The 21,504-nt window shown below is 45.5% G+C and carries 23 protein-coding genes and 1 pseudogene; 11 read left to right on the top strand and 13 right to left on the bottom strand.

What is annotated here, in order from left to right:
* Positions 1 to 79 precede the first annotated feature (79 nt).
* Positions 80 to 280, bottom strand: coding sequence for a hypothetical protein (locus QUB35_RS20380; RefSeq protein WP_333143580.1), 201 nt, complete (start codon positions 278 to 280; stop codon positions 80 to 82).
* On the opposite strand from QUB35_RS20380, the gene QUB35_RS20385 reads away from it, so the two are divergent.
* The 4 genes from QUB35_RS20385 to QUB35_RS20400 all read left to right on the top strand — a co-directional run bounded on the left by QUB35_RS20385 (position 279) and on the right by QUB35_RS20400 (position 2,828).
* Positions 279 to 1,229, top strand: coding sequence for a transposase (locus QUB35_RS20385; protein WP_333143581.1), 951 nt, complete (start codon positions 279 to 281; stop codon positions 1,227 to 1,229). The genes QUB35_RS20380 and QUB35_RS20385 overlap by 2 nt on opposite strands.
* A 23-nt stretch (positions 1,230 to 1,252) precedes the next feature.
* Positions 1,253 to 1,501, top strand: coding sequence for a zinc ribbon domain-containing protein (locus tag QUB35_RS20390; protein ID WP_333143582.1), 249 nt, complete (start codon positions 1,253 to 1,255; stop codon positions 1,499 to 1,501).
* A gap of 813 nt (positions 1,502 to 2,314) precedes the next feature.
* Positions 2,315 to 2,569, top strand: coding sequence for a type II toxin-antitoxin system prevent-host-death family antitoxin (locus tag QUB35_RS20395; RefSeq protein WP_333143583.1), 255 nt, complete (start codon positions 2,315 to 2,317; stop codon positions 2,567 to 2,569).
* Entirely contained in the window at positions 2,562 to 2,828 is a 267-nt protein-coding gene (locus tag QUB35_RS20400) for a Txe/YoeB family addiction module toxin (protein WP_333143584.1), read from the top strand. Before QUB35_RS20395 ends, QUB35_RS20400 begins: the two co-directional genes overlap by 8 nt.
* Before the next feature lie 280 nt (positions 2,829 to 3,108).
* On the opposite strand, the gene QUB35_RS20405 is transcribed toward QUB35_RS20400, so the two are convergent.
* Both QUB35_RS20405 and QUB35_RS20410 read right to left on the bottom strand, forming a co-directional pair.
* Entirely contained in the window at positions 3,109 to 3,324 is a 216-nt protein-coding gene (locus tag QUB35_RS20405; RefSeq protein WP_333143585.1) for a hypothetical protein, read from the bottom strand.
* A 415-nt stretch (positions 3,325 to 3,739) separates the two neighbouring features.
* Positions 3,740 to 4,423, bottom strand: coding sequence for a hypothetical protein (locus tag QUB35_RS20410; RefSeq protein ID WP_333143586.1), 684 nt, complete (start codon positions 4,421 to 4,423; stop codon positions 3,740 to 3,742).
* A 648-nt stretch (positions 4,424 to 5,071) separates the two neighbouring features.
* On the opposite strand from QUB35_RS20410, the gene QUB35_RS20415 reads away from it, so the two are divergent.
* Positions 5,072 to 5,545: a Coq4 family protein gene (locus QUB35_RS20415; protein WP_333143587.1), complete on the top strand. Its 474-nt coding sequence runs from the start codon at positions 5,072 to 5,074 to the stop codon at positions 5,543 to 5,545.
* Between the two features lie 29 nt (positions 5,546 to 5,574).
* The gene (locus tag QUB35_RS20420; protein ID WP_333143588.1) at positions 5,575 to 5,799 is read left to right on the top strand and encodes a helix-turn-helix transcriptional regulator; all 225 of its coding nucleotides are present in this window, start codon (positions 5,575 to 5,577) and stop codon (positions 5,797 to 5,799) included.
* A 117-nt stretch (positions 5,800 to 5,916) separates the two neighbouring features.
* Here QUB35_RS20420 and QUB35_RS20425 read toward each other — a convergent pair whose 3' ends face one another.
* The 4 genes from QUB35_RS20425 to QUB35_RS20440 form a co-directional block, all read right to left on the bottom strand.
* A complete protein-coding gene (locus QUB35_RS20425) occupies positions 5,917 to 6,813 on the bottom strand; it encodes an alpha/beta hydrolase (protein WP_333143589.1) in 897 nt (298 codons plus the stop codon).
* A gap of 217 nt (positions 6,814 to 7,030) precedes the next feature.
* The gene (gene dacB / locus QUB35_RS20430; RefSeq protein ID WP_333143590.1) at positions 7,031 to 8,518 is read right to left on the bottom strand and encodes a D-alanyl-D-alanine carboxypeptidase/D-alanyl-D-alanine endopeptidase; all 1,488 of its coding nucleotides are present in this window, start codon (positions 8,516 to 8,518) and stop codon (positions 7,031 to 7,033) included.
* Positions 8,519 to 8,650: 132 nt separating this feature from the next.
* The gene (locus tag QUB35_RS20435) at positions 8,651 to 10,858 is read right to left on the bottom strand and encodes a beta-propeller domain-containing protein (RefSeq protein WP_333143591.1); all 2,208 of its coding nucleotides are present in this window, start codon (positions 10,856 to 10,858) and stop codon (positions 8,651 to 8,653) included.
* The gene (locus QUB35_RS20440; RefSeq protein WP_333143592.1) at positions 10,851 to 12,380 is read right to left on the bottom strand and encodes an ATP-binding protein; all 1,530 of its coding nucleotides are present in this window, start codon (positions 12,378 to 12,380) and stop codon (positions 10,851 to 10,853) included. Before QUB35_RS20440 ends, QUB35_RS20435 begins: the two co-directional genes overlap by 8 nt.
* Before the next feature lie 254 nt (positions 12,381 to 12,634).
* On the opposite strand from QUB35_RS20440, the gene QUB35_RS20445 reads away from it, so the two are divergent.
* Positions 12,635 to 13,405, top strand: coding sequence for a PD-(D/E)XK nuclease family protein (locus QUB35_RS20445; RefSeq protein WP_333143593.1), 771 nt, complete (start codon positions 12,635 to 12,637; stop codon positions 13,403 to 13,405).
* 360 nt (positions 13,406 to 13,765) lie between these two features.
* Here QUB35_RS20445 and QUB35_RS20450 read toward each other — a convergent pair whose 3' ends face one another.
* The 3 genes and pseudogenes from QUB35_RS20450 to QUB35_RS20460 all read right to left on the bottom strand — a co-directional run.
* Positions 13,766 to 14,092 (bottom strand): (2Fe-2S) ferredoxin domain-containing protein, encoded by a 327-nt coding sequence (locus QUB35_RS20450; RefSeq protein ID WP_333143594.1) that lies wholly within the window; start codon positions 14,090 to 14,092, stop codon positions 13,766 to 13,768.
* Positions 14,093 to 14,170: 78 nt separating this feature from the next.
* Complete coding sequence (locus QUB35_RS20455) at positions 14,171 to 14,485, bottom strand: zinc ribbon domain-containing protein (protein ID WP_333143595.1); 315 nt, start codon at positions 14,483 to 14,485, stop codon at positions 14,171 to 14,173.
* Positions 14,486 to 14,513: 28 nt separating this feature from the next.
* A pseudogene (locus tag QUB35_RS20460) lies at positions 14,514 to 15,410 on the bottom strand (RNA-guided endonuclease InsQ/TnpB family protein); the annotation flags it as partial.
* A 371-nt stretch (positions 15,411 to 15,781) separates the two neighbouring features.
* Between QUB35_RS20460 and QUB35_RS20465 the strand changes: the two are divergent.
* The 4 genes from QUB35_RS20465 to QUB35_RS20480 all read left to right on the top strand — a co-directional run bounded on the left by QUB35_RS20465 (position 15,782) and on the right by QUB35_RS20480 (position 19,544).
* The gene (locus tag QUB35_RS20465) at positions 15,782 to 16,243 is read left to right on the top strand and encodes a CBS domain-containing protein (protein ID WP_333143596.1); all 462 of its coding nucleotides are present in this window, start codon (positions 15,782 to 15,784) and stop codon (positions 16,241 to 16,243) included.
* A gap of 121 nt (positions 16,244 to 16,364) precedes the next feature.
* Positions 16,365 to 17,039, top strand: a complete 675-nt coding sequence (nblB, locus tag QUB35_RS20470; RefSeq protein WP_333143597.1) for a phycobilisome degradation protein NblB — start codon at positions 16,365 to 16,367, stop codon at positions 17,037 to 17,039.
* 515 nt (positions 17,040 to 17,554) lie between these two features.
* The gene (locus QUB35_RS20475) at positions 17,555 to 18,841 is read left to right on the top strand and encodes a CAP domain-containing protein (RefSeq protein WP_333143598.1); all 1,287 of its coding nucleotides are present in this window, start codon (positions 17,555 to 17,557) and stop codon (positions 18,839 to 18,841) included.
* A gap of 172 nt (positions 18,842 to 19,013) precedes the next feature.
* Positions 19,014 to 19,544: an adenylate kinase gene (locus QUB35_RS20480; protein WP_333143599.1), complete on the top strand. Its 531-nt coding sequence runs from the start codon at positions 19,014 to 19,016 to the stop codon at positions 19,542 to 19,544.
* Between the two features lie 55 nt (positions 19,545 to 19,599).
* Here the strand turns inward: QUB35_RS20480 and murQ are convergent, their stop codons facing one another.
* From murQ to QUB35_RS20495, 3 genes are read right to left on the bottom strand one after another with little or no spacing between them, the layout of a single operon-like run.
* The gene (murQ, locus tag QUB35_RS20485; RefSeq protein ID WP_333143600.1) at positions 19,600 to 20,514 is read right to left on the bottom strand and encodes an N-acetylmuramic acid 6-phosphate etherase; all 915 of its coding nucleotides are present in this window, start codon (positions 20,512 to 20,514) and stop codon (positions 19,600 to 19,602) included.
* 20 nt (positions 20,515 to 20,534) lie between these two features.
* Entirely contained in the window at positions 20,535 to 20,699 is a 165-nt protein-coding gene (locus QUB35_RS20490; protein WP_333143601.1) for a hypothetical protein, read from the bottom strand.
* A gap of 46 nt (positions 20,700 to 20,745) precedes the next feature.
* On the bottom strand, positions 20,746 to 21,120 hold the full coding sequence (locus QUB35_RS20495; RefSeq protein WP_333143602.1) for a DUF3110 domain-containing protein: 375 nt from the start codon (positions 21,118 to 21,120) through the stop codon (positions 20,746 to 20,748).
* Positions 21,121 to 21,504 lie beyond the last annotated feature (384 nt).

The following is a 21,504-nucleotide window of genomic DNA, read 5'->3' on the forward strand; positions in this document are numbered from 1 at the left end:
GGGGGATTAATCGAGGCATCGCCGAGTACCCCCGATAAATCAGTGTGGGATGAATGCGCGACTGACGGAGGTTGGCGAGTCAGTCATTAAATGTCAGGAAAAGTCGATCGATCCATGCCTCTACCATCTGGGTAACAGTTTGTTCTCTCGCCGCCGCGACCGCCCTCAGTTTACTGAGATGTTTCTCCGATAGTCGAATGTGAAGATTTTTATCTGTGATTGTGCGTGTTGCTAACGCGAACACAATTATGCTATCGTAATTTTCAAGGAGGGCAACCATGATAACGGCTTACCAGTACAAATTACGTCCAACCAAACAACAGGTAGTTGAGCTAGACAGATGGCTGTCAATGCTGCGTTCGCAGTACAATTATCTGTTGGCTGACAGATTTACTTGGTACGAACAAAACCGTTCTGCTGTTAATGCTTGTCCTCTCGTTTGCTATCTACCTGAACTGCGGGACAATCCCGATTATTACTCGCAAAAGAAAACGTTACCTCAACTCAAGAAAACTCATCCTTGGTATAGCGAGATTTATTCGCAAGTCCTTCAAGATGTGGTTAAAAGAGTTAAGGTAACGTTTGACCGTTTTCTCAAAGGCGATATCAATGGAAAGCGTAGCGGTAAACCTCGTTTCAAGGGTCGCAATCGCTATCGTACTTTTACTTATCCGCAGGTAAAAGAGGAATGTTTGCAGGGCAACTTGATTAACTTACCGATGTTCGGCAAAGTTAAAGTCGTCTTGCATCGTCCTATCCCTGACGGGTATAAAATCAAAACCGCATCTGTGACTAAAAAAGCAGATGGCTATTACTTGACGCTCTCATTAGAAGATCAAACGGTTCCAGAGATCAAGCCGGACTTTAATCCTGATTCAATAACAGGTATTGATGTAGGACTGAAGGAATTCTTAACAACTTCTGATGGCGAAACAGTCGCGATTCCTCAATATTACCGCAAAGCTCAAAAACGTCTGCGAGTTGCTCAAAAACGAGTTTCACGACGCAATTCGTGCAGCAACCGGAGGAAGAAGGCAGTCAAGCAGTTAGGGAAGTGCCACAAAAAAGTAGCTGATAAGCGTAAAGATTTCCATTTCAAGACAGCGAATTGGCTGTTATCAAAATATGACGTAATCGCGCACGAGGATTTAAACGTCAAAGGTCTAGCTCGTACAAAATTAGCTAAATCTGTGTTGGACGCTGGGTGGTCAAGCAATAGTCGATTCTAACAAACAAAGCCGTAAATGCTGGTTTGCTAGCTATCCCAGTAAGCGCCTACAATACTTCACAAGATTGTTCTAATTGCGGTAAGAAAGTCCCGAAAAAGCTGCATATTCGTTGGCACGATTGCCCTCATTGTGGGTGCAGTCTCGACCGCGACCATAATGCAGCAATTGTGATTAAAAATAGAGCGGTGGGGCATTCCGTTCTTAAAGCCAAGAGCCTCCTAAGCGATAGCCGGATTGTCTTGGAAGCCCACACTATATCCGCTTCGGATTAGTGTGGGAGATGTCACTCCTCAATTATTACTCGTTTACTGGTTGTTTACTCGTCTTACTCGTTACTTTCACAAAGAACGAAAGTAACGCTCAACAGCGACAAGCGAGCCTCGAATTTAATTTTCGCTCGGCTTCGGCTCGCTTGTCGCTTAAATGGGTTAAGAAGCACAGCCCGTAAACCAGTAACACAGCCTGGAAGTAAAACCAGTAAATTATGCTTCGCCGCGATCGAATTTACTGGTTTACTCGTTTTACTCGTTACTTTCGTTCTTTGCGAAAGAAACGCTCCACAGCGACAAGCGAGCCTCGAATTTAATTTTCGCTCGGCTTCGGCTCGGACTCTAGGTATCGGTTCCCAGGCTCCAGCCATAGAACCAGTAAATTGACCGGACATGATATGAGATCCGGATTGCCAAATATATTGCGGATTGCTATACTTGTACAGTAAGTAGTACAAATGTCAAGTAGGTCAGGAACCTCAGCCTAAAGGCATGAGGCTTGAAGGAGAGATCTAACAAGCCGTTCTGACCAGCCAAGCGTCTTAATTGACTACGTTTTTTGAGTCACGATACCCTGGGATGCGTAGCTAGTCCCTTGCTCTATCGTTGAGAGTTAAACAGTTCTAAGGTCACGCTTTACAGTGCTTTGGGCCTAACAAGCTCACTAAACAAAGGCGCGTGCTAACTTTACTCCGAAAGGAGATTGAGGCAACCATACCTCACGCCTTGGGGCAACCATACCCCTCCACCCCGCTGCATCTTTTAACTCAATGTAAAGCCGTCCTAAAAGGACGGGGTTTCAAACCCCTCTTTCTGATGAATATTGTTTCTTTTAGCGAAGCGAGAAATAACCTCAAGGCTGTTTTAGACAGAGTAGTGGAAGATACGGACTATACCATCATCACGAGACGGGATGCGGAGGATGCCGTGGTGATGTCGCTAGAGTTCTTTAATAGTTTGCTGGAAACAGTTCATTTACTCAAATCTCCCGCCAATGCTGCCCATTTGGAGCGTTCTATCGCTCAGTTTAAGCAGGGGAAAGTGGTGGAGCGACATTTGTTGGATGACTAGAAAGGTAGCATGGACGGATGAGGCTTGGGGCGATTATTTATATTGGCAAGGGCAAGACAAGAAAACGTTAAAACGAATTAACAAGCTAATTGAGGCAACAATCCGATTGCCGTTTGAGGGGATGGGAAAGCCAGAACCACTGAGGGAGAATCTGGCTGGTTTTTGGTCGAGGCGAATTGATGATACGAATCGATTAGTTTATGCTGTGGATGACGAGTATCTAACGATTATCTCTTGTCGATACCACTATTCTGATTGACATCCTCCTTGGCAGGCTGTAGCTATGGTGCGACGTTTTTGTTTAACAGGAAAGTCGGCGATTCTTTGAGCACTTTAATTTTAATTTAATGACGAGAGCGAGTTTCTATTTAACGGGCGAGCGTAACTTTTGTCACCCTATGTAAGTTTTGCAGGATAAACAGGGATGAGATGGTACTCCTTTGCATGGCAATTGTTATGCAGCGATGGATTGTTTAGTAGTGAAGCCCCAAAATAACGCGGACTTCTTTTGGATTTCCTAGCTTCAATAACTCTTCAATCTACCACTCTACGCAACCCACATAATCTCGATAAGTGTCCACCCGTGAAACCTCAGTTGTATTGTCTTTTTTATACTTATAAACAGGTTCATTGTTTAGCAAATCCTGTGAAAAAAAACCTGAATTATGAAACGGATAAGCATATCGACGGTCTACATAACCCGTGCATGGTAAAAACATTCCCTCCCCATCATATTCAATAACTTCCCGAACCATAATACCAATTTAATGTGAACTTGCACATATCTCGATCCCCCTAAATCCCCCTGGTTGTTGGGGAGTAGGGGTTGACTTTGAGAAGAATCTTGTCCCCCCCTTAGTAGGGGCGGTGCGACCCCTACTCCCCGTGCCCGCCCTCTTGGCTAGGGGGGATCGGATTCTATGCAACCTCATAAAAAATTGGTATAAACCAAGTAAAGTGATGCTCTATCCCAACAGAATTGTTTTCAAAATACTCCTTGTAAACTGGATTCATGTCTTTTGGTAAGCCGCGTGGCTCTGACAGCGGAACAGGGAGCATCTCATATTTGTAAAAATACTTCTTCTGGCTCCTTCCTTCTGCCTATTGCCTCAAAACTCCAATTTCTAGCGGAGGGCTGCTTTCATTGAGATGCTCCCTATTTACTAACACTTATTCAGGCATAGAAACTGGCTGAACGTATTGAGAATTAGCGCGCACATAACAGCCTTGTCTTGTCAGCAACCAGGGTTGACCGTTCGCCATCGTAATCGCATTGGCTCCCCTGAGTTCAGCAGCAACTGTATCTTTATCCGCGCGGTAAACTTGTTGAATTGCTCCGTTTGCGGTCTTGCGGCAGTTGAGTTGTCCATCTCGCGAGGTGACTCGCCAAGCAGGCCAAGTTACAAAACCATTTGTTGGACTCGACCAAGTATTAGCATTGCTAGAAGTATAGTCGCCACTTGCATTAGGACGCGGTAAAGCTTCGACTAAATTTACTTTGAATGTCTGGCCAATAGAAGGACAATTTTCTCCTGCTTTCACCTTCCAAGTAACTTCGGCTCCCAATTGGCTGCTTCTTCCCACTTGACGCCTGACAATGGCAATATCTCCAGAACAAACAATTTTTCTGCCAGGGCCTGTCGCACTGTCTTTGAAAGTCCCATTGTAATAGTAAGAGCCTGCTGCTCCTTCGGAACGGGTAATTTGAATATTGCCAAAAAATTCCCGATTGCCTACTTTGGTTAAGTAAAAACCGCTGCGATTGTTTCCTTTTTCTGACAAGTTTAAAGTAGTTTTACCGTTAGGATTAACATAAGTGGTAGCGCTAGCAGCAGCGCACCAAATCAATGACACAACTCCTGTGGATAACAAAAGGGAAAGTTTTTTCACAGCAACACCTTGTATGAATCTCTACTTTATTTGTAGCTGTTGGTGGAAATACTTGACCAGTCGCTCAAATGAGTGACACTCATTTGAGCGACATTCTAACGACATACGGGCAACCCCCCATGATTGCCACGACAAATTCGGCAACCACGGGGGATTGGCACTACTGCGTAATTCCGAAAAATCAACTCTGCATAACTTCACCTTACTTCAGCTCCCTTCAACTCTCTTCACTTGTATGCACCTGCATCACGAGGCCTGCAAGCTTCAACTTCTGACTCATTGCAGGTTCCAATAATTAGCAGCAGAATAAATTTATATACGTAAGTAAGGGAGTTCCAGTCACCGCTAAATACTGTGGATTTTACGGGTACTTCCCGGTGGGTCAAGTTGCGATTACAAACACTAGGGCGATTTTTACAGGTAGCTGATTTCAAATCTAAGAATGCTTGTAAAGAAATGTAAAAGCTCCTGAAACCCCATTGCTGTGACAGAAAGTACGATTTTTAAGCTGAGTCGGTAAAAAAAGTCGTCTTGATTCAGCGCAAAAATGAACTTGACAAACACAAATTAATTTGCTCGAAACTTAAATCATTGTTGAAGGGAGAATAAATTATGGCTGACGGTCAATTAGGAGTTATATTAAAAATGGCTCAAACAATTAATCCTCAAATTGAGAGCGATCGACATTTTGATATAGACTTGGAGAAATTGCGCCAACTGCCAGCAGGAACATTAGGGTGTGAAGTGGCGCGATTTCTAGACGAACAAGGCTTTGAGCCGATCGCATCGGGAGACTGGATTCAGCGAAACCACGACGTTTGGCACGTTCTGACTGGTCTTTCGGCTTCAACAGAAGATGAATTTATACTTCAAGCGTTTACTCGCGCTCAAGTATTTCGTCCTTCTTGTGCGATTTTAGTGTTAGTTGGACTGCTCAGCGGCAAATGCGAGATCGGACAAATTATCAAAGGCTTAAAACACGGAAAATTAGCCACTCGGTTAATTAATTGGGACGTTGCATCTGATTGGGAAACTCCTTTATCTGAAGTTCGAGAGAAACTCGGAATTCTACCCTTAATTGATTAGATTTTAACTCGTTACCTCATTGCAAAAGTATGCAAAGCACAAGTTACAAACCGGAAATTAGCCTGAGCCCACGGGAAAGAGCGATCGCGCAATTAATAGCCCAAGGCCTGCCAAACAAATGTATTGCCAAAAATTTAAATATCAGTCACTGGACGGTTGCTACTTACGTGAGGCGGATTTTTATCAAACTCGGTGTTTGTTCCAGAACTGCGATGATTGCACTGCTGCTCCAAGAAAATTTGCTCTGGGACTAATAAATAAGTAGGGTGCGTCAGATATTAAGAACGGGCAAGATGCCCGTTCCACAAGAACATTGAATTTTTGTGGAACGGGCATCTTGCCCGTTCTTATGTGCAAGCGTTAATTTTTTTCTATGCCAAAGCCACAGAACGAGAAGAATTTCTCAGAAAACTCAGCAATTCTCGATTCACCGTTTGCGGCGCTTCCTGCTGAATCCAGTGACCACAGTGAGGAACTAATTTCAACTTAAACGGAGCCGTAATTAATCTGTCTAAACCTTCTACAAGTTTGTGGCTCAAAAACGCATCTTCTTCTCCCCAAAGCACCAAAGTAGGCACTGTCACAGGTTCTAATTTCTGCCCCAAATTCCAAAGCCTCTGCGGATGAAACATCTGCCGGTAATAATTGATAGCGGCGGCTAATACTCCCGGCTTTTCTAAAGCAGTCTGATAAATCTTAGTTTCCTCAGCGCTAAAAGATCCTTTGCGAACAGCTTGTCCTTGGAACACATTGTGAACAAAATCTTTCAAGTTTTGCCGGATCAACCATTCCGGAATGCCGGGAACCTGAAACGCCAAAACGTACCAACTGCGGCGGATTTGATCTAGATTGCTCGCCATTTCCTGCACGAATCGCTGCGGGTGCGGAGCGTTTAAAATTGCCAAGCGGTTGAGTTGTTCGGGGAATTTTTGAGCTAAGTGCCACGCGATCGCCCCTCCCCAATCATGACCTACAACGTGAGCTTTTGTATAACCGAGGCTCGCAATCAAACCGCGAATATCGGCGCTTAGCGTATCCAAATCATAGCCGCTTTCCGGCTTGTCGGAATCGTTGTAGCCCCGCAAATCCGGCACTACCACCTTGAAATGACGCGCTAAAGCAGGGATTTGATGACGCCAAGAGTACCAAAACTCTGGAAACCCATGCAGGAGGAGAACGAGCTCGCCTTCTCCTTGAGAAACGCAGTGCAGGCGGATGTTGTTGGTTTCGACAAAGATGTGTTGCTGTTCGGAATCTAAAGAATTCATAGTGGGAAAGTTAGACTTATTTTCTGGAAGTACAGAACCCGCCGACTGGTAGCAGGCTAAAACGTCCCAATGGTGTTAATTTTTCTACTTTTATTGTAGCTGCTTTTCGAGCCCCGCCGCTGCAATCTAATTAAACTTAAAACTTGTAGGGTTTTGGGGCGTCCTGTTTTTTAGGTGTAACTACTGAACTCAAGTTGCTCACCTTAAATGTATTGTTTTAGCAGCGGCGCAGGCGATTCAATAATAGCACAATTTCGTCCGTTGCCGATCGCATTTTTGCCGTCGATAGGTCAGAGTGATTGACGATAATGCTAAACACCAGCGGCTCGTAATTCGGAACTTCGATATATCCCGACAGCGCCGAAACTCCGCTCATTGTTCCTGTTTTTGCTTGCATAATTACGCGATTTGGTGTAACATTAAAGCGATTTTTCAAAGTGCCGCTCTCGCCAGCGATCGGCAGTGACTGGCGGTAAATAGATGCAGCAGGTGAATTGGCCATAAATCTCAAAGTTTCCACTAAGGCTTCTGGAGTAATTAAATTGTGGCGAGACAAGCCGGAACCGTCGGCTAATCTGTAGCTGTTTGGATTTACTCCTAATTGAGTTAAAACTGTTTTTAACTCTTTCAAACCCATTTCACCTGTATCCTCTTGTGGCACAGGCATCTTGCCTGTGAGTGTTTGTGGCACAGGCATCTTGTCTGTCACTTTTCCCAGCAATCTCAATAAAACTTCTGCATAAAGATTGTTGCTTTCGCGATTAGTTTCTCTCACCAATTCCGCCAGCGGCGGCGATTCAACAGTCGCTAATTCTTGATTTAAATTGCGAGAAGCCGATGCAACTAAAGCCTGTTTAACAGGAATTCCCTCAGCCGCCAGAACTTGTTGAAAATACTGCAAAAAATTATTAGCGGGGTTGACAACTGCGACATAAGCTGATTCAGGTTCTGCACCAACTTTCAACTGTCCGCCCACTCGAATTATAGGTCGATCGAACTCCCGACCAACTTCAATAAATTCGGATTCGTTTTGGGCGACTGTTACTGAATTGTTCTGAAGTTGCCACTGATTTGCCAGCTTTGCTTCGGCAAAAGTAACTTTCAGAGGTTGCCCGATCGCCTGGGGGGACAAGAGAAGGTCGATCGCGTTTTGATTGAAAATTAAACTGTTAATCGGCGCTCCGTAGCCAGCTTGCGCGTCTTCCCATTCCCAATTCGGATTGACTGCACTGCCTTGAAAATAGCTGTCATCGCCAATCAACTGGTTAACTTGACTGATTCCCCGCTGCTTCAACTGCTGCGCCAAGGATTTCAACTGAGCCTCAGCAATGCTCGGATCTCCCCTGCCGGCAACGTACAAACTTCCATTTTCGCCGCTGTAAACCGATGTCTTAATCCGAAAATCTGCACCGAGTTTCTGCAAAGCAGCGGCTGTAGTTAGCAGCTTGGCATTTGATGCTGGAATAAAATATTTCTGGGCGTCACGGCTGTAAAGAGTAGTAGTAGAAGATAGAGGTTGAATCAAAATGCCCCAGCGCGATCGGCTAAATTCGGGACGGTTGGCGATCGCATCTACTTGCGCTCCCAATTCCCCAAGACAAATATCCCCAGCAACCGCCGACGTTTGAGCCGCAACCGCCGACGGACGCCCCAGAATTAGGACTAACAAACTAACCGCAATTCCTTGGATTTTCAAGTCGTACATATATGCCCAACTCTGGTTGAATAACCTATTTATGATCTGATAATTGGTAGTGTGTGATTGTTAATTGGCCAGATAAAGAACCACAGCTAAGCTGCTACGCAGCTAAGAAGGAGCGCATCGGGGTTGACTGCATTACATCCCCTCCAAACGTAGGAAATGCACTCGGCCTGATGAGTCACCCGCGACAATCGTCACCCCATCCGATGCAGCCGCACAGGCAAGTAACTCATCCTCGCTACTGAAACTAGCAATCACTCTGCCACTCTGCAAATCCCAGACCCTCAGAGAGTGATCCTCTGAAGCTGAAACTGCTAGTTGTCCTTTGGGTATGATAGCAACTGCCCATACCTTGTCAGTATGCCCGATGAGGGTACGAAGTTCTTTTCCTGTTTGTAAATCCCACATTTTGAGGGTTTTATCCCTTGAAGCTGAAATAGCCTGTTGCCCATCTAGGGTGATGGCAACTGCCTCTACATAGCTGGTATGCCCTATAAGAGTATGTAGTTCTTTTCCTGTCTGTAAGTCCCAGATTTTGAGAGTGTTATCTGATGAAGCTGAAACTACTCGTTGTCCATCAGGAGTAATGGCTACTGCATTTACCATATAAGTATGCCCGATCAGGGTACGCAGTTGTTCTCCACTATGTAAATCCCAAAGTTTGACAGTGAAATCCCCTGAAGCAGAAACAGCTTTTTGCCCATCGGGAGTGATAGCAACTGATCCTACATAGCTGGTATGCCCGACGAGGGTAAGCACTTCAGTTCCTGTTTTTAAATCCCAAATTTGGAGGCTTTTATCCCACAAAGCTAAAATTGCTTTTTGACCATCAGGGGTAATAGCAACTGCCTGCACTTTGTCATTATGCTCAGTTAAGGTACGCACTTCAGTTCTATTGTGCAGGTTCCATATCTTAAGGGTTTTATCCCAGGAAGCGGAAACAGCCTGTTGCCCATCTGGAGTAATAGCGACCGTCCATACCAAATCGGTATGCCCCATGAGATTACGCTCTCTAACACTTCTATGCAAATCCCAAACTTTGATGGTCTTATTGTTTGAAACTGAAACAACTTGTTGCCCATCTGAGGTAATAGCAACAGCCTGTACCGGGTAGGTATGACCTATAAGGGTACGCAGTTGTTCTCCGGTCTGTAAATTCCAGACTTTGAGGGTGTTATCGTTTAAAGCACCAACTACCAGTTTTCCATTGGGGGTAATAGCAACCGAATTAATTGAAGCTGTATCCTCGTTGATAGTAAGCACTTCAGTTCCACTTTCTACATCCCAAACTTTGATGCTATCGCAGGAAGTGGATACAATCTGTTGCCCATCAGGAGTAATAGCAACTCCCACTATTGAGTTAGTATTCCAGTTAAAGGTACGTACTTCGCGTCCAGTGTGCAAATCCCAGACCTTGAGAGTTTTATCCCAGGAAGCAGAAACAGCCTGTAGCCCATTCGGTGTGATAGCTATGGCTTCAACAAAAAAGGTATGCCCATTCAGGGTGCTTTCTTCAGTTCCCTTCTCCAAATTCCAGACTTTAACTGTGAAATCCCCTGAAGCAGAAACAGCTTGTTTTCCATTGGCAGTGATGGCGACTGCCTCTACGAAGTTAGTATGCCCAGTGAGAGTACGTAGTTCTTCCCCACTTTGCAAATCCCAAACTCTTAGGGTGTTATCAAATGAAGCGGAAACAGCTTGTTTTCCATCGGGAGTGATAGCGACTGACCGTACTAAGCTGGTATGCCCGGTGAGAGTACGTAGTTCTTCCCCACTTTGCAAATCCCAAACTTTTAGGGTGTTATCAGATGAAGCGCAGACTACCTGATGTCCATTGGGCGTAATGGCAATTGCATCTACATCCCCGGTATGCCCAATCAGGGTACGCAGTAATGCTCCATTAGGTGGTGTTAAGTTAGATGTCAGTGGATGCAACCAGGGAGCTGCTTTACACTGCTTGGCCTGTTCCAGAAGTCCCTTAATCTCTGGCTCCTCAAAAGCCATCAAACGCCCTAACAATTGTCCTGCTAGTTGCATTTTATCCTGATCCAAAACGTGCGCGGATAACCGCAATGCGCCTTGAATCAATCTCAAATTGTTACCCTCACTCTTAACCCACTCTCCAGCATTTAAGATATCGGGAGTGAAAGCCAAGTCATAATCCTCAATCAGTGGTTGTGGCCCTAATTCAGAAATCTTAGCTTCAATGAAATCAAAATCTGTTAGGAGGATGTACAGCCGATCTACTTGTACAGCGTCTGCCAGGAGCTTTGGTAGAGCCTTCAATTTATAAACCCGGCTACCTTGCGGTAGTTGCTTTAAGCGTTCTGCTAACTTACCCATCGCCGTACAACTCCTGCCAGTTACTATCTGCCATCAGAGTTTTTATGTTCTCAATTGTTATCCCTGCTGCCTTTACATCCTCGCGGTTTTCAATAAACCGACGGTAACTATGGTGATAAAACCTGTAAAAGGTTTGTCCGTACATGATTGGGCTGTGTAAAAACTGTTTCCATCCCTTAAGTACGTATTGCACGTTAAATTCGGCCTCTTGTTCTCCCGTATATTTGATGATTTGAACAATGTCTTTATCTGGGATAAGCTCGGAAGTTTCTGATAGGATGTAAACAATTCTGAACTTGGCGATCGGTGGCGGGTCGGTGGTCATGCCCATGAGTCGCCAATGATCTTTGTAATAATTTTCTAGACCTTGGGGTAAGCTTTCAATGCTTCCATCTTGGTAAATCCCATCCTCAATTTCTACTAGCACGCAGCGCAGATACATAAAGTTGTTTTCGCTCTTGTCGGCTAGTTGGGTAATGAAATCTTCGACTGTCAAGCTGTTAGCCTGAATCCACTGGCGCAGTCGCTCATGCTCATTAACGTGCTGCCGAATATAGGTCTGGACATCTTGTAAGCTACGGTCAGCGTATTCCTTTGCCATCAGGTCAAACAGGTACTTCGGCGTATCCACCACAAAGAGAATATCGACCCCCCGCCGCCGTGAAATCACGAAGTAAACATTCTTGGGCAAGTAGCGGGGCAGGTATAGGATGTTGGCACTTTTGTCCTGGCTCTCCAAGTCAACCTCATCCAGCGCATCGACAACAATTACCAGTCGTTCTCCCGGCTTGAGTTGTTCGCTGACTTCAGACAGTAATTTTTCCAAGAAAGCCTTGTTTTGATTGGCATCTGGCGGCAACTCCGAGTAGGGCAAGCGGTATTTGGCGATCAGTTGCGTGCAAACACTCTCTAGGAATTGGCTAGTGCAATTGATTCTTCCCAGGCGATCGTTGAAATGGGCTACGCATTCATGTCGTCGGACGTACTCGGCGAGTATTGTACTTTTACCCAAGCCGGGGTCGCCTTCGATGGTGAAATAACCGTTGGGCTTGTTGCTCAGGAAATCCTCAATCTTATCGAAAACGTATTTACGACCTACGAAACCTTCTGTCTTAATGTCAATCAGTGATCGAAACTGTCTGCGCCAGTCGTCCATTTCTGCCGCGATAAGAGCGGTTGTACCAACGCTTGAATCATTAGACCTTTGTTTTTGAAGCCACTCAGGAAACTGTTTTTCCCACAACCACTTGAATGCTTGCTCCCAAGGGCTTTCACCTTTGCGGGGCTGACCTCGACCAGTTGGTTTTACAATAGGACAGCCATTTATAGACAGCACATCGCATACAGCAGTCAAGTGATCTTGGAAAGTCTGTTCCTGATTGACAATCTCCTCGTTTTTCCACAGATATTCTGCAAGTGCCTTACGCTTCTTATTCGCATTGTTCTGATCAAAACGACTTAAGAAAACATCTCGCTGCTTCCCAAAAAAACCGTAGTGGTTAGCCAGTTTATCTAGAAACATAAGCTTTAATTGTTGTGAGTCATCCTGGGAGTCCATATCACACCCGCAATAGGGAGATTATATTAAGTTATTGCCAGTCATCTTAGCATAGCAATTCATTCTTCTAATTTCGACGTAAATTCGGTTTTGACCAAAAACTCTATTAAATTCTATTTCTTCTCTATTTTAAACTTATTTAATTGACAGGTTTTCTTGATTAATCTAGATTCAGCAGTCAATCATCTACCAAAAAAGTAGATTTCACATAAAAAAATATGAACATACAACTTTCCCTTTTTCCCGAAGAATCAGGACAAGCTTTCTCAATTTCTTCCAATCAAAAACCTAAGACGACTCGCAAATCAACATCTACCAAACTCCCCAAGGAAACCAGAACGACTCAACCCGCTGCTAAAAAACGTTCAAAACCCTATATCTGGGTGACTTGGCTTTCTGGCTTAATGGCTCAAGAAAAGCAGTGCCAGTTCACAGCATGGTCGTTGGCTAACTACCAGTTCCCCAAACTACCCAGTGATTTTGACTCCTCTGCCCATGACAAGATGGTAATCCAACAGAAAATGCAACATCAAGCCCAAGGGTCTGCTGTCTATGTTGAGGATGACAATTCCTTCACAATTAACGGCAAGACTTGCGACATCGGTGGCAAGCCGGACATTGTAGTGAATGATTTTGGTCAGATCATCATAGAAGATTGTAAATCCGGCAAGCAGAAAATTGCACACAAGTATCAAGTGCTGATTTATATGCTGCTGTTTCCTCTCTCGCCAAAAGGCAAACTTCTCTGCCAAGGTCAGACTCCTGCGGGGCGGCTCGTGTATCCCGATGAAATAGTAGAAATTCCTCCATTAGATGTTGACACTAAATTCAAGGATTTCTTCCTCCAAACTGTTGCCATAATTAGTGGATCAACTCCTCCACCTCAAGCGCCGAGTCACTGGGAATGTCGCTATTGCAACGTTCCAGCAGCCTATTGTCCAGCACGAATTGAGCTAGATGCGAATAAAGGCAAACACGACCTCTTTTAAGGCGTAGATAGTTGCGACCCTCTCTCTGCCTGACAGTCAGAGGGTTTTTACCTCAGAGTAGCGGTCAAAAAGTATGTTCACACCTCCGTTAAGTGAAAGAATAGAACAGTCCCAGGCAGTCTTCGACTTAAGTGGACACCAATGATGTCAAGTCGTGTCTCTCAAGATATCGCGTGCTATGTGTAGCAACAAATTGCATAAGTTGTAGAAGTTACTGTCATTCTAACCTAATTAGCTGGAGCCAAATTTTCTCTGATTCACTTTGTCGGGTTTAGCTGCCTAGCAGCTTATTACCAGAATAATTTGGAGGGGTACAGAATTTGGATTTGGTATTAAAATTTCTCCCGAATCAAGTCAATATTAATAATAATAACGCGCATGAATTCTCGGATTGAACAGCGCCTCTACAGGTTTTCCCCCTTTGAGGTGCTCTTCCACAATCAACGGTACATCACTCGGTTTAACTCGACAATACCAAATTTCGTCTGGGGTAACTCGCACAGTCGGGCCAGTGGTGCACTGTCCCTGACAACTACAGGCCTCCACTTTCACCCCTGCAACTTGTTGAGCTTCAAAAGCAGCTAGCACTGCTGCTGAACCATTTTTCAGGCAAGATTGATACTGGCAAACCAATACACAGCGCGCTTCTGGTTGGGAGTCTGGTTCTGTGGCTGGAGATTCTGGCATTGGTAAGGATTTATCCGCTCTTTAATATATCTTAACAATCTTTTGACATCCTCACCGGCCTGAAGGCGCGGTGATTCCCTACCAGTCGAACAGAGTTAACTGTTCGTACTTTAGACGGGTTGACAGTTCATCGGGAACTGCCTCAATTGAGGTCTTACACTCCCTCCCTGCCCATTTTGAGTCGTGGATATGCCCTACCCCGACTTGTTCTATATTTTTTGAGGCGTTGTCGTCTCTGTCGTGAAGAGTGCCGCAATTCATACAGACAATTTCTCTCACCGAAAGGTCTAACTTGCCCCAGCGGTAACCACAATCCGAACAAACTTGGCTGGTTGGTTCCCATCTGCTGATGACAACTTGCCTCACGTCCAACTTTCTCCGACTTAGACTCACACATTGTTCTGAATTCCCGCCATCCAGCGGAGCTGATTGCTCTGGATAATTTGCGGTTCTTCAGGAGTCCGGAGACGTTTAAATCTTCTAGGGCGATAACTTGGTTCTCGTTTATCACCTTAGTCGATAGTTTATGCAGAAAGTCCTTGCGGATATCTCGCAGTTTTGCTTTGAGTTTCGCCACCTTCAATCGCATCCGTTCACGCCGCTTTGATGTTTTAGAGCGTCGTGATAACTTGCGTTGAGAGCGTCGAATTTTACGGTCTAACTTTGAGTAGCTGGGGCTTGCCACTCGCTCTCCCGTGCTGAGCGCCGCAAAAATTTTTATGCCCAAATCAATACCCACTGCTGGGTTAGAAGCTAGCTTGGTTTCGGGCTGCACCTCAACAACAAAACTAAGGAAGTAGCGCCCTGCGGTGTCTTTAATAACGGTGACTGAACTTGGTTCAGACGGCAGAGGTCGCGACCATTTAGTCTTAATACACCCAATTTTGGCTAAGAAAACCTTGGCAGCTTTGATGCTAAATCCCCCTTTTCGGAAACGGGCTGACTGTCTGTTTGTCCGCTGCTTAAATTTAGGGGGATTAACCTTTTTGCCTTTTCTTTTTCCCTTAATAGATGCGAAAAAGTTGTTCCAAGCTACACCTAAATCAGCAATAGATTGCTGTAATGGGATATTAGAAACCTCGCTCAACCACTCACGCTCTTGGGTCTTTTTGGCTTGAGTAATGCATATTTTTTGCAAATCTCCATTGCTAGGTAGTTTCTCCGATTTCTTACACAGTGCCAGAGCGTCGTTCCATACGACTCTCACACAACCAAAGAGCCTTGCCAGGTCTTTGCGTTGTTGCTCGGATGGATAAATTCGGTACTGGTAGCGTGATTTCATGCTAGTATTGTACACCATATATCCGTACAAACTCATGAAAAAACGATTAGATTTTAGGCTCGAAGACTTTGAATTAGAGATACTTGAAAAATATTGTGTGGCGGTTGGCAGAACTAAGTCTGATGTTCTTAGAGAGTTAATTAGGAATTTGAAAACCAAGAAAAAGCCGTCCTAGAAGGACGGGGCTTGAATCCCATTAATTTTGGTCAGACCCATCGCTCGCCGGAGTCCGGCAAAGGGCAGAATTTTATAGTGCGATCGAAAAAAACAGCAAAATTCTGGCATTCAAGCTTTTTCCTTCCTTCTACTTTCTAACGAATCCCTTCAGCAGAGCTGCCTTTCTTCAGTCTGTGCCGCCCTTTCCCTATATGATCGATTTAGAGCAACAACTCAATCAACCCCTAATCATGCCAAAAACAGTAGCCGATGTAATGAGCCGCGAGCCGATTTTGGCGCGACCCGAAATGCCCTTGAACGAAGCGATTAAAATTTTAGCCGAACGACGCATTAGCGGTCTTCCCGTCGTAGATGAGAATGACTTGTTGGTAGGAGTCATCTCCGAAACCGACTTGATGTGGCGGGAAACCGGCGTAACTCCCCCCGCTTACATAATGGTGCTCGACAGCGTAATTTATTTGGAAAATCCCTCTCGTTACGAGCGAGAACTCCACAAGGCTTTAGGACAAACAGTAGGAGAAGCCATGAGTACAGAGCCAGTTACCATCGGGCCCGACAAATCTGTCCAAGAAGCTGCCAAACTGATGCACGATCGCAGTATCCACCGATTGCCGGTGGTCGATTCGGCTGGCAAAGTAATCGGCATCCTCACTAGGGGAGATATTATTCGCTCGATGGCTGCCGAATCTTAAATTAACTGTTGCAGTTCCAGGAGTGTATCAGAAAATGAGTCGATCACTCCTTAAATCTCGCTTGCTTTTGGCAATTACCAATTACCAAATCTAAAATCTAAAATCTAAAATCTAAAATCCGATGAGCATTACCCCTGAGTCTGTCGAACAATTGCTGAATTCCGAGGATTTTGGCGAAAGACTGCGAGCAGTCAACCAACTGCGGCAACTAGAACCCGCGATCGCCTATAAACTGATTCAAATTGCGATCGGCGACAAAAACGTCCGGGTTCGCTACGCAGCAGTCAGCCAATTATCAACCCTCGGTACGCAGAATCTGCCGAACGCTTTAGAGGTACTGCGAAACAGCCTGAACAACGACCCCGAACCCGACGTGCAAGCAGCAGCAGCCGATGCTTTGGGCGCATTGAAATTAACCGATGCTTTAGAAGATTTGCAGCAAGTTTATAGCAGTACCTCTGAATGGCTGGTGCAACTAAGCATCGTCGCGGCTTTGGGAGAAATGGGAGATCCCAAAGCCTTTCCGATGTTAGAAAATGCCCTGACTTCTGAAAACGAATTGATCCAAACCATTGCCATTAGTGCATTAGGTGAATTGGGAGATAAACGGGCGCTGCCGCTGCTGCTTCCCTACGCTTCCAATGCAGATTGGCAGATCCGTTACAGAGTCGCCCAAGCTTTGGGGCGGTTGGGCGGTGCAGAAGCACAGACAGCTTTGGAAATTCTCGCCAAAGATGAGGTTGATCAAGTTGCTCAGGAGGCTAAAGTCGGACAAGAAAATAGTTTGAAATCTTGAGATTGCTTTTGCGATCCGGAACAACCCTGCGCGGTTGTGAATTGTGAATTAATTTAGAATTTTTTGTGAGGATTCTACTAAAAACTTAGTTTGCGATCGCACACATAATTCAGAAACCCGGTTTCTTCCTATATTTGTCGTTCCTCTCTGCAAAAATCGTAGAAACCGGGTTTCTAGCCAGCCAGCCAGCGGGCTGGGTGCGCCGCGTAAACCATACTAATCAGGAAAAATCTAAAATCTAAAATCTAAAATCTAAAATTGTATTGATGCCACAGGCGATCGCAAATTCTTGTGAAACTCTCCTTCAAATCGAGCGTACTCTTCCCTTTTCCAATCAGAGCCAGCCTCTTGACATCCCCACTTTGAGAACAGCTATAATCAAAATAAATACAGCAGCGGCAGGGATTAACACAATTATTCAATTGTGCCGGGCCAGCTAGCGATCGGGGAAACTATCGTTAAGAGGGTAAGTCATCTACCAGCAAAAAAAACTCTTAAAACTCTTGAACGTCCCCATGCTTGAACAACTACAAAATTCCGGTTATCAGTCCTCTGACATTTTAATAGGAGAGCGATCGGTCTCTCAAGTTGCACCAACTTCAACCACCAATCAAAACTTTATTAACAGAGTTTTAGAACTTACCAACATCGAACGCAGCAAATTAGGTTTGTCCCCGCTAACCTTAAATACTCAGTTACTAAATGCGGCGGGAAATCACAGCCAAAACATGGCACTGCAAGACTTCTTTTCCCATACCGGAAAAGATGGTTCGTCATTAGGAAGTCGGATTTCTGCAACGGGCTATCAATTCTCAGCGGCCGCAGAAAACATTGCTGCGGGTTCTTCTACACCCGAACAAGTTGTATCATCGTGGATGAACAGCAGCGGCCACCGGGCTAACATTCTTAACCCGAATCTCAAAGAAATTGGCATCGGTTACTATTTCTTAGCCGATGATACTGGCACAGAAAATTGGAATCACTATTGGACGCAAGTTTTTGCGACTTCTCTTGACGGTAGTGTCAATCCCGCACCTACTCCCACACCTACTCCCACACCTACTCCCACACCCAACACTATATCTATTACTTCGCCAATACCCAATGCTACAGGGGACGGCAGCCCGACACAAGCACCCAAAAATACAGCCAGTGGCGGCAATTATTTCCTATCAGATAGTGCCGATACTCAAATACCAGCAAATGCTGCGGGATTGCCAATTTTTGCCCTTTCCGGCAAAGATAATATCACCGGGGGAGAAGGTGTTGATAGCATTAATGGAATGCAAGGTGCGGATACAATTAATGGCGCAGGAGGCAATGACAGCTTATCCGGCGGCAAAGAATCCGATTTAATTGATGGCGGTGTTGGCAATGATTTTATCAGCGGCAACAATGATAACGATCGACTAATTGGATCTGACGGTAACAATACTATCCGTGGCGGAAAAGAAGATGATGTCTTGATTGGCGGTAACGGCGACGAGTTGTTGGCGGGCGATCGCGGGCAAGATATGCTGACGGGCGGCGGCGGAAATGATACGTTTATTTTAGCCGGAGGTTTGTCTGCTTCGGCTACTTTAATTGGGGCGGATGTGATCGTCGATTTTGGGGCTGGGGATAAAATTGGTTTGACTGACGGTATCGGATTTGCAAACTTGACTTTTGAAGCTGTGAGTTTGCAGTTGGATGGAGGTGCAAGCGTCGCATCTACGGCGATTAAGTCGGGTACCAGTTATCTGGGCATCGTGCAGGGTGTAAGTGAAAGTCAGCTTACATCTTCTGTTTTTGTCAACGCCTAAAAAACATCATATCCAGATTCCCGACTCCTCCAAGAAGTCGGGAATCTAAAAACAAGAGCGCTTTACGTTGAATTTGGAGAGGATAATCAAGGGGGCTATTTTGATAGATTGATTATTATAGTAATAATATCAAGTATTGCTACAAACTGCATCATTCATAAGAGGGATAACTATGAAAAAAGTAGCGGTGTTTGGCAACGCTGGAGGCGGTAAATCAACTCTCAGCAAGAGATTATCAGAAATCACTGGTTTGCCACTTTACCCCTTGGATAAGATTCAATATAAATCTGGGGGCGCTGAGGTTCCAAACGAAGAATATAAGCGTATCCATGAGAAAATTTTGGCTACTGACCGATGGATTATAGACGGTTTTGGTTGTATGGAAACCGTCTGGCTTCGACTCAACGAGGCGGATAGTCTGGTTTTTGTCGATCTGCCCCTATACGTGCATTTCTGGTGGGTGACTAAACGGCTGATTACAGGTAGCTTTAGGCTACCAGAAGGCTGGCCTGACAAGAGTCCGATCTTGAAGAGTTCAATTAATAGTTACCGCGTTCTTTGGTTGTGTCACAAGTATTTGACTCCCAGATATCGCGAGTATGTCGATCGCGCCCAAAATACCAAAAGTGTTTATCACATCAGATCCACTGAAGAGATTTCACAATTTTTTGCATCGATATCGCAAATGACAGTTGAAAGTTGACAGTTGGCAGTTGGCAGTTGTTAATGACTAATGACTGTTGACTGCTGACTGCTGACTACTGACTAATTGATGCTACTGCCGATCGCAAATTCCCTTGAAACTCCCCCAAAATGCGATCGCACTCTTCCTTCTCCAAATTAGTCCAGTGCATCATCAAAGCTAATTTTACAGACTTGCCACTTTTTTCGAGCAGAAAACCCGCCTCATCCCGGTTCAAATCAGTCAAATCTTGCAACATCCGCACAGCCCGATCGCGCAATTTCTTATTAGTAACCGCCACATCAACCATCCGATTGCCGTAAACCTTCCCCAGCTTCACCATTACCCCAGTCGAAATGATATTTAAAGCCATTTTTGTGACTGTACCGGCTTTCAAGCGCGTCGATCCCGCCACTACCTCCGGGCCAACCAACAACCGAATATCAACATCAGCCTCAAAATTCACTTGTTCGACGGGTACGCAGGCCATAAACACAGTTTTCGCCCCCCGCTGGCGTGCCGCCTGCAAAGCGCCCGCGACAAACGGCGTCGTACCCCCAGCCGTAATCCCGACAACTACATCTAAGTTGGTAATGTGACGGTGGGCGATCGCCTCAGCCCCATCCTCAGCCCGATCCTCCAAATCCTCCGAACTCCGCACCAAAGCCCCCGCACCCCCGGCAATTATGCCCTGTACGAGTTCTGGCGGCGTGCAGAAGGTGGGGGGACACTCGGCCGCATCCAGCACCCCCAAACGCCCGGAAGTACCCGCACCGACGTAAAACAGGCGGCCTCCTTGACGTAGAGACTCGGCTGCAATGTCGATCGCATGGGCTAACTGTTCGCGGGCGCGGGCGATCGCGCTTAAGGTTTGGGCGTCTTCCCGGTTGAACAAGTCCACTAATTCGATCGAACTGAGTTGGTCTAAATTCTCGCTGTTGGCATTCACCTGTTCCGTCAGCAGATGCCCCCGTTCTTCCAAATTCTTCATTTTTTCTCAGTTGTTAATTGTCAGTTGTCGGCATTCAAGCGAAGTCCGGAGACATACAGAGTCACAGGTTCAGCCTGGAACCCTGTATCTACAAATGGAGCCCTTGATTGATCGCGCTGGAAGATATCAAATTTATCCTTCTTCCCTCTTCTTTCTTCCTTTTTCCCTCGAACCTCAACATCCATCCGTTACATCCGAAGAAAGCGAATCCGTTGCCGAACTTCCTTCTTATTACAAAAGTCCTTCGAGTCGGCGGCGAATAGAATCCAGTTCGTTTTGGGAAACGTCAGAATCCGGCTCCGACTCCGGCTCCTGCTCCGGCTGCCACTGAGTCTGTGTTACATTGTCTTCTGGCGGGATCGCCAGCGCGCCCGCCGGCACCAGTTCCCAATCATAATCAACACTATCGCAGAACTCCTTAATTTCCTCATCGTCGATCGCCTCGACAGCGGGTTCGGGAAAATCCTGAGCTTCCAACATCACGCCAAAGCGGGTGGCGTCGTCTTCTGACTCAAACATCAGAACTTTATTGCGATCGCCGAGTTGAATGGTATGAATTCCCTCATTCTCGGTGCGGGCATTGAAGAGTAAGACGAACACTCGCATAAGTTTTAAAGACCTTCTTAACCACCGTTTTTTTATCTTAGGAGCGATCGTGCGATTTTAGATTTTAGATTTTAGATTTTAGATTGACTGTCGGTTTTAGGTGGTGTTGCGTGTTTTGATTAAGTTCGGTAAAGGTTTCTGGAGTCTACCCTGGAGGGGGACGTGTTTAGATTTTAGATTTTAGATTTTAGATTTTAGATTGACCACCGAGCCTGCACTAGCGGGATCGAGAGGATTTAGGGGAGTTGGAGGACTTGGTATTAGGTGGTGTTGCGTGTTTTGATTAAGTTTAGTAAAGGTTATTGGACTCTGCCCCGGAGTGGGACGTGAATCTTGAAATTCGATCCTCTGCGTTGGCGTAGCCCCCGTAGGGGCGGGCAACGC

Source organism: Microcoleus sp. B13-B6 (assembly GCF_036705405.1).
Classification (GTDB): domain Bacteria; phylum Cyanobacteriota; class Cyanobacteriia; order Cyanobacteriales; family Microcoleaceae; genus Microcoleus.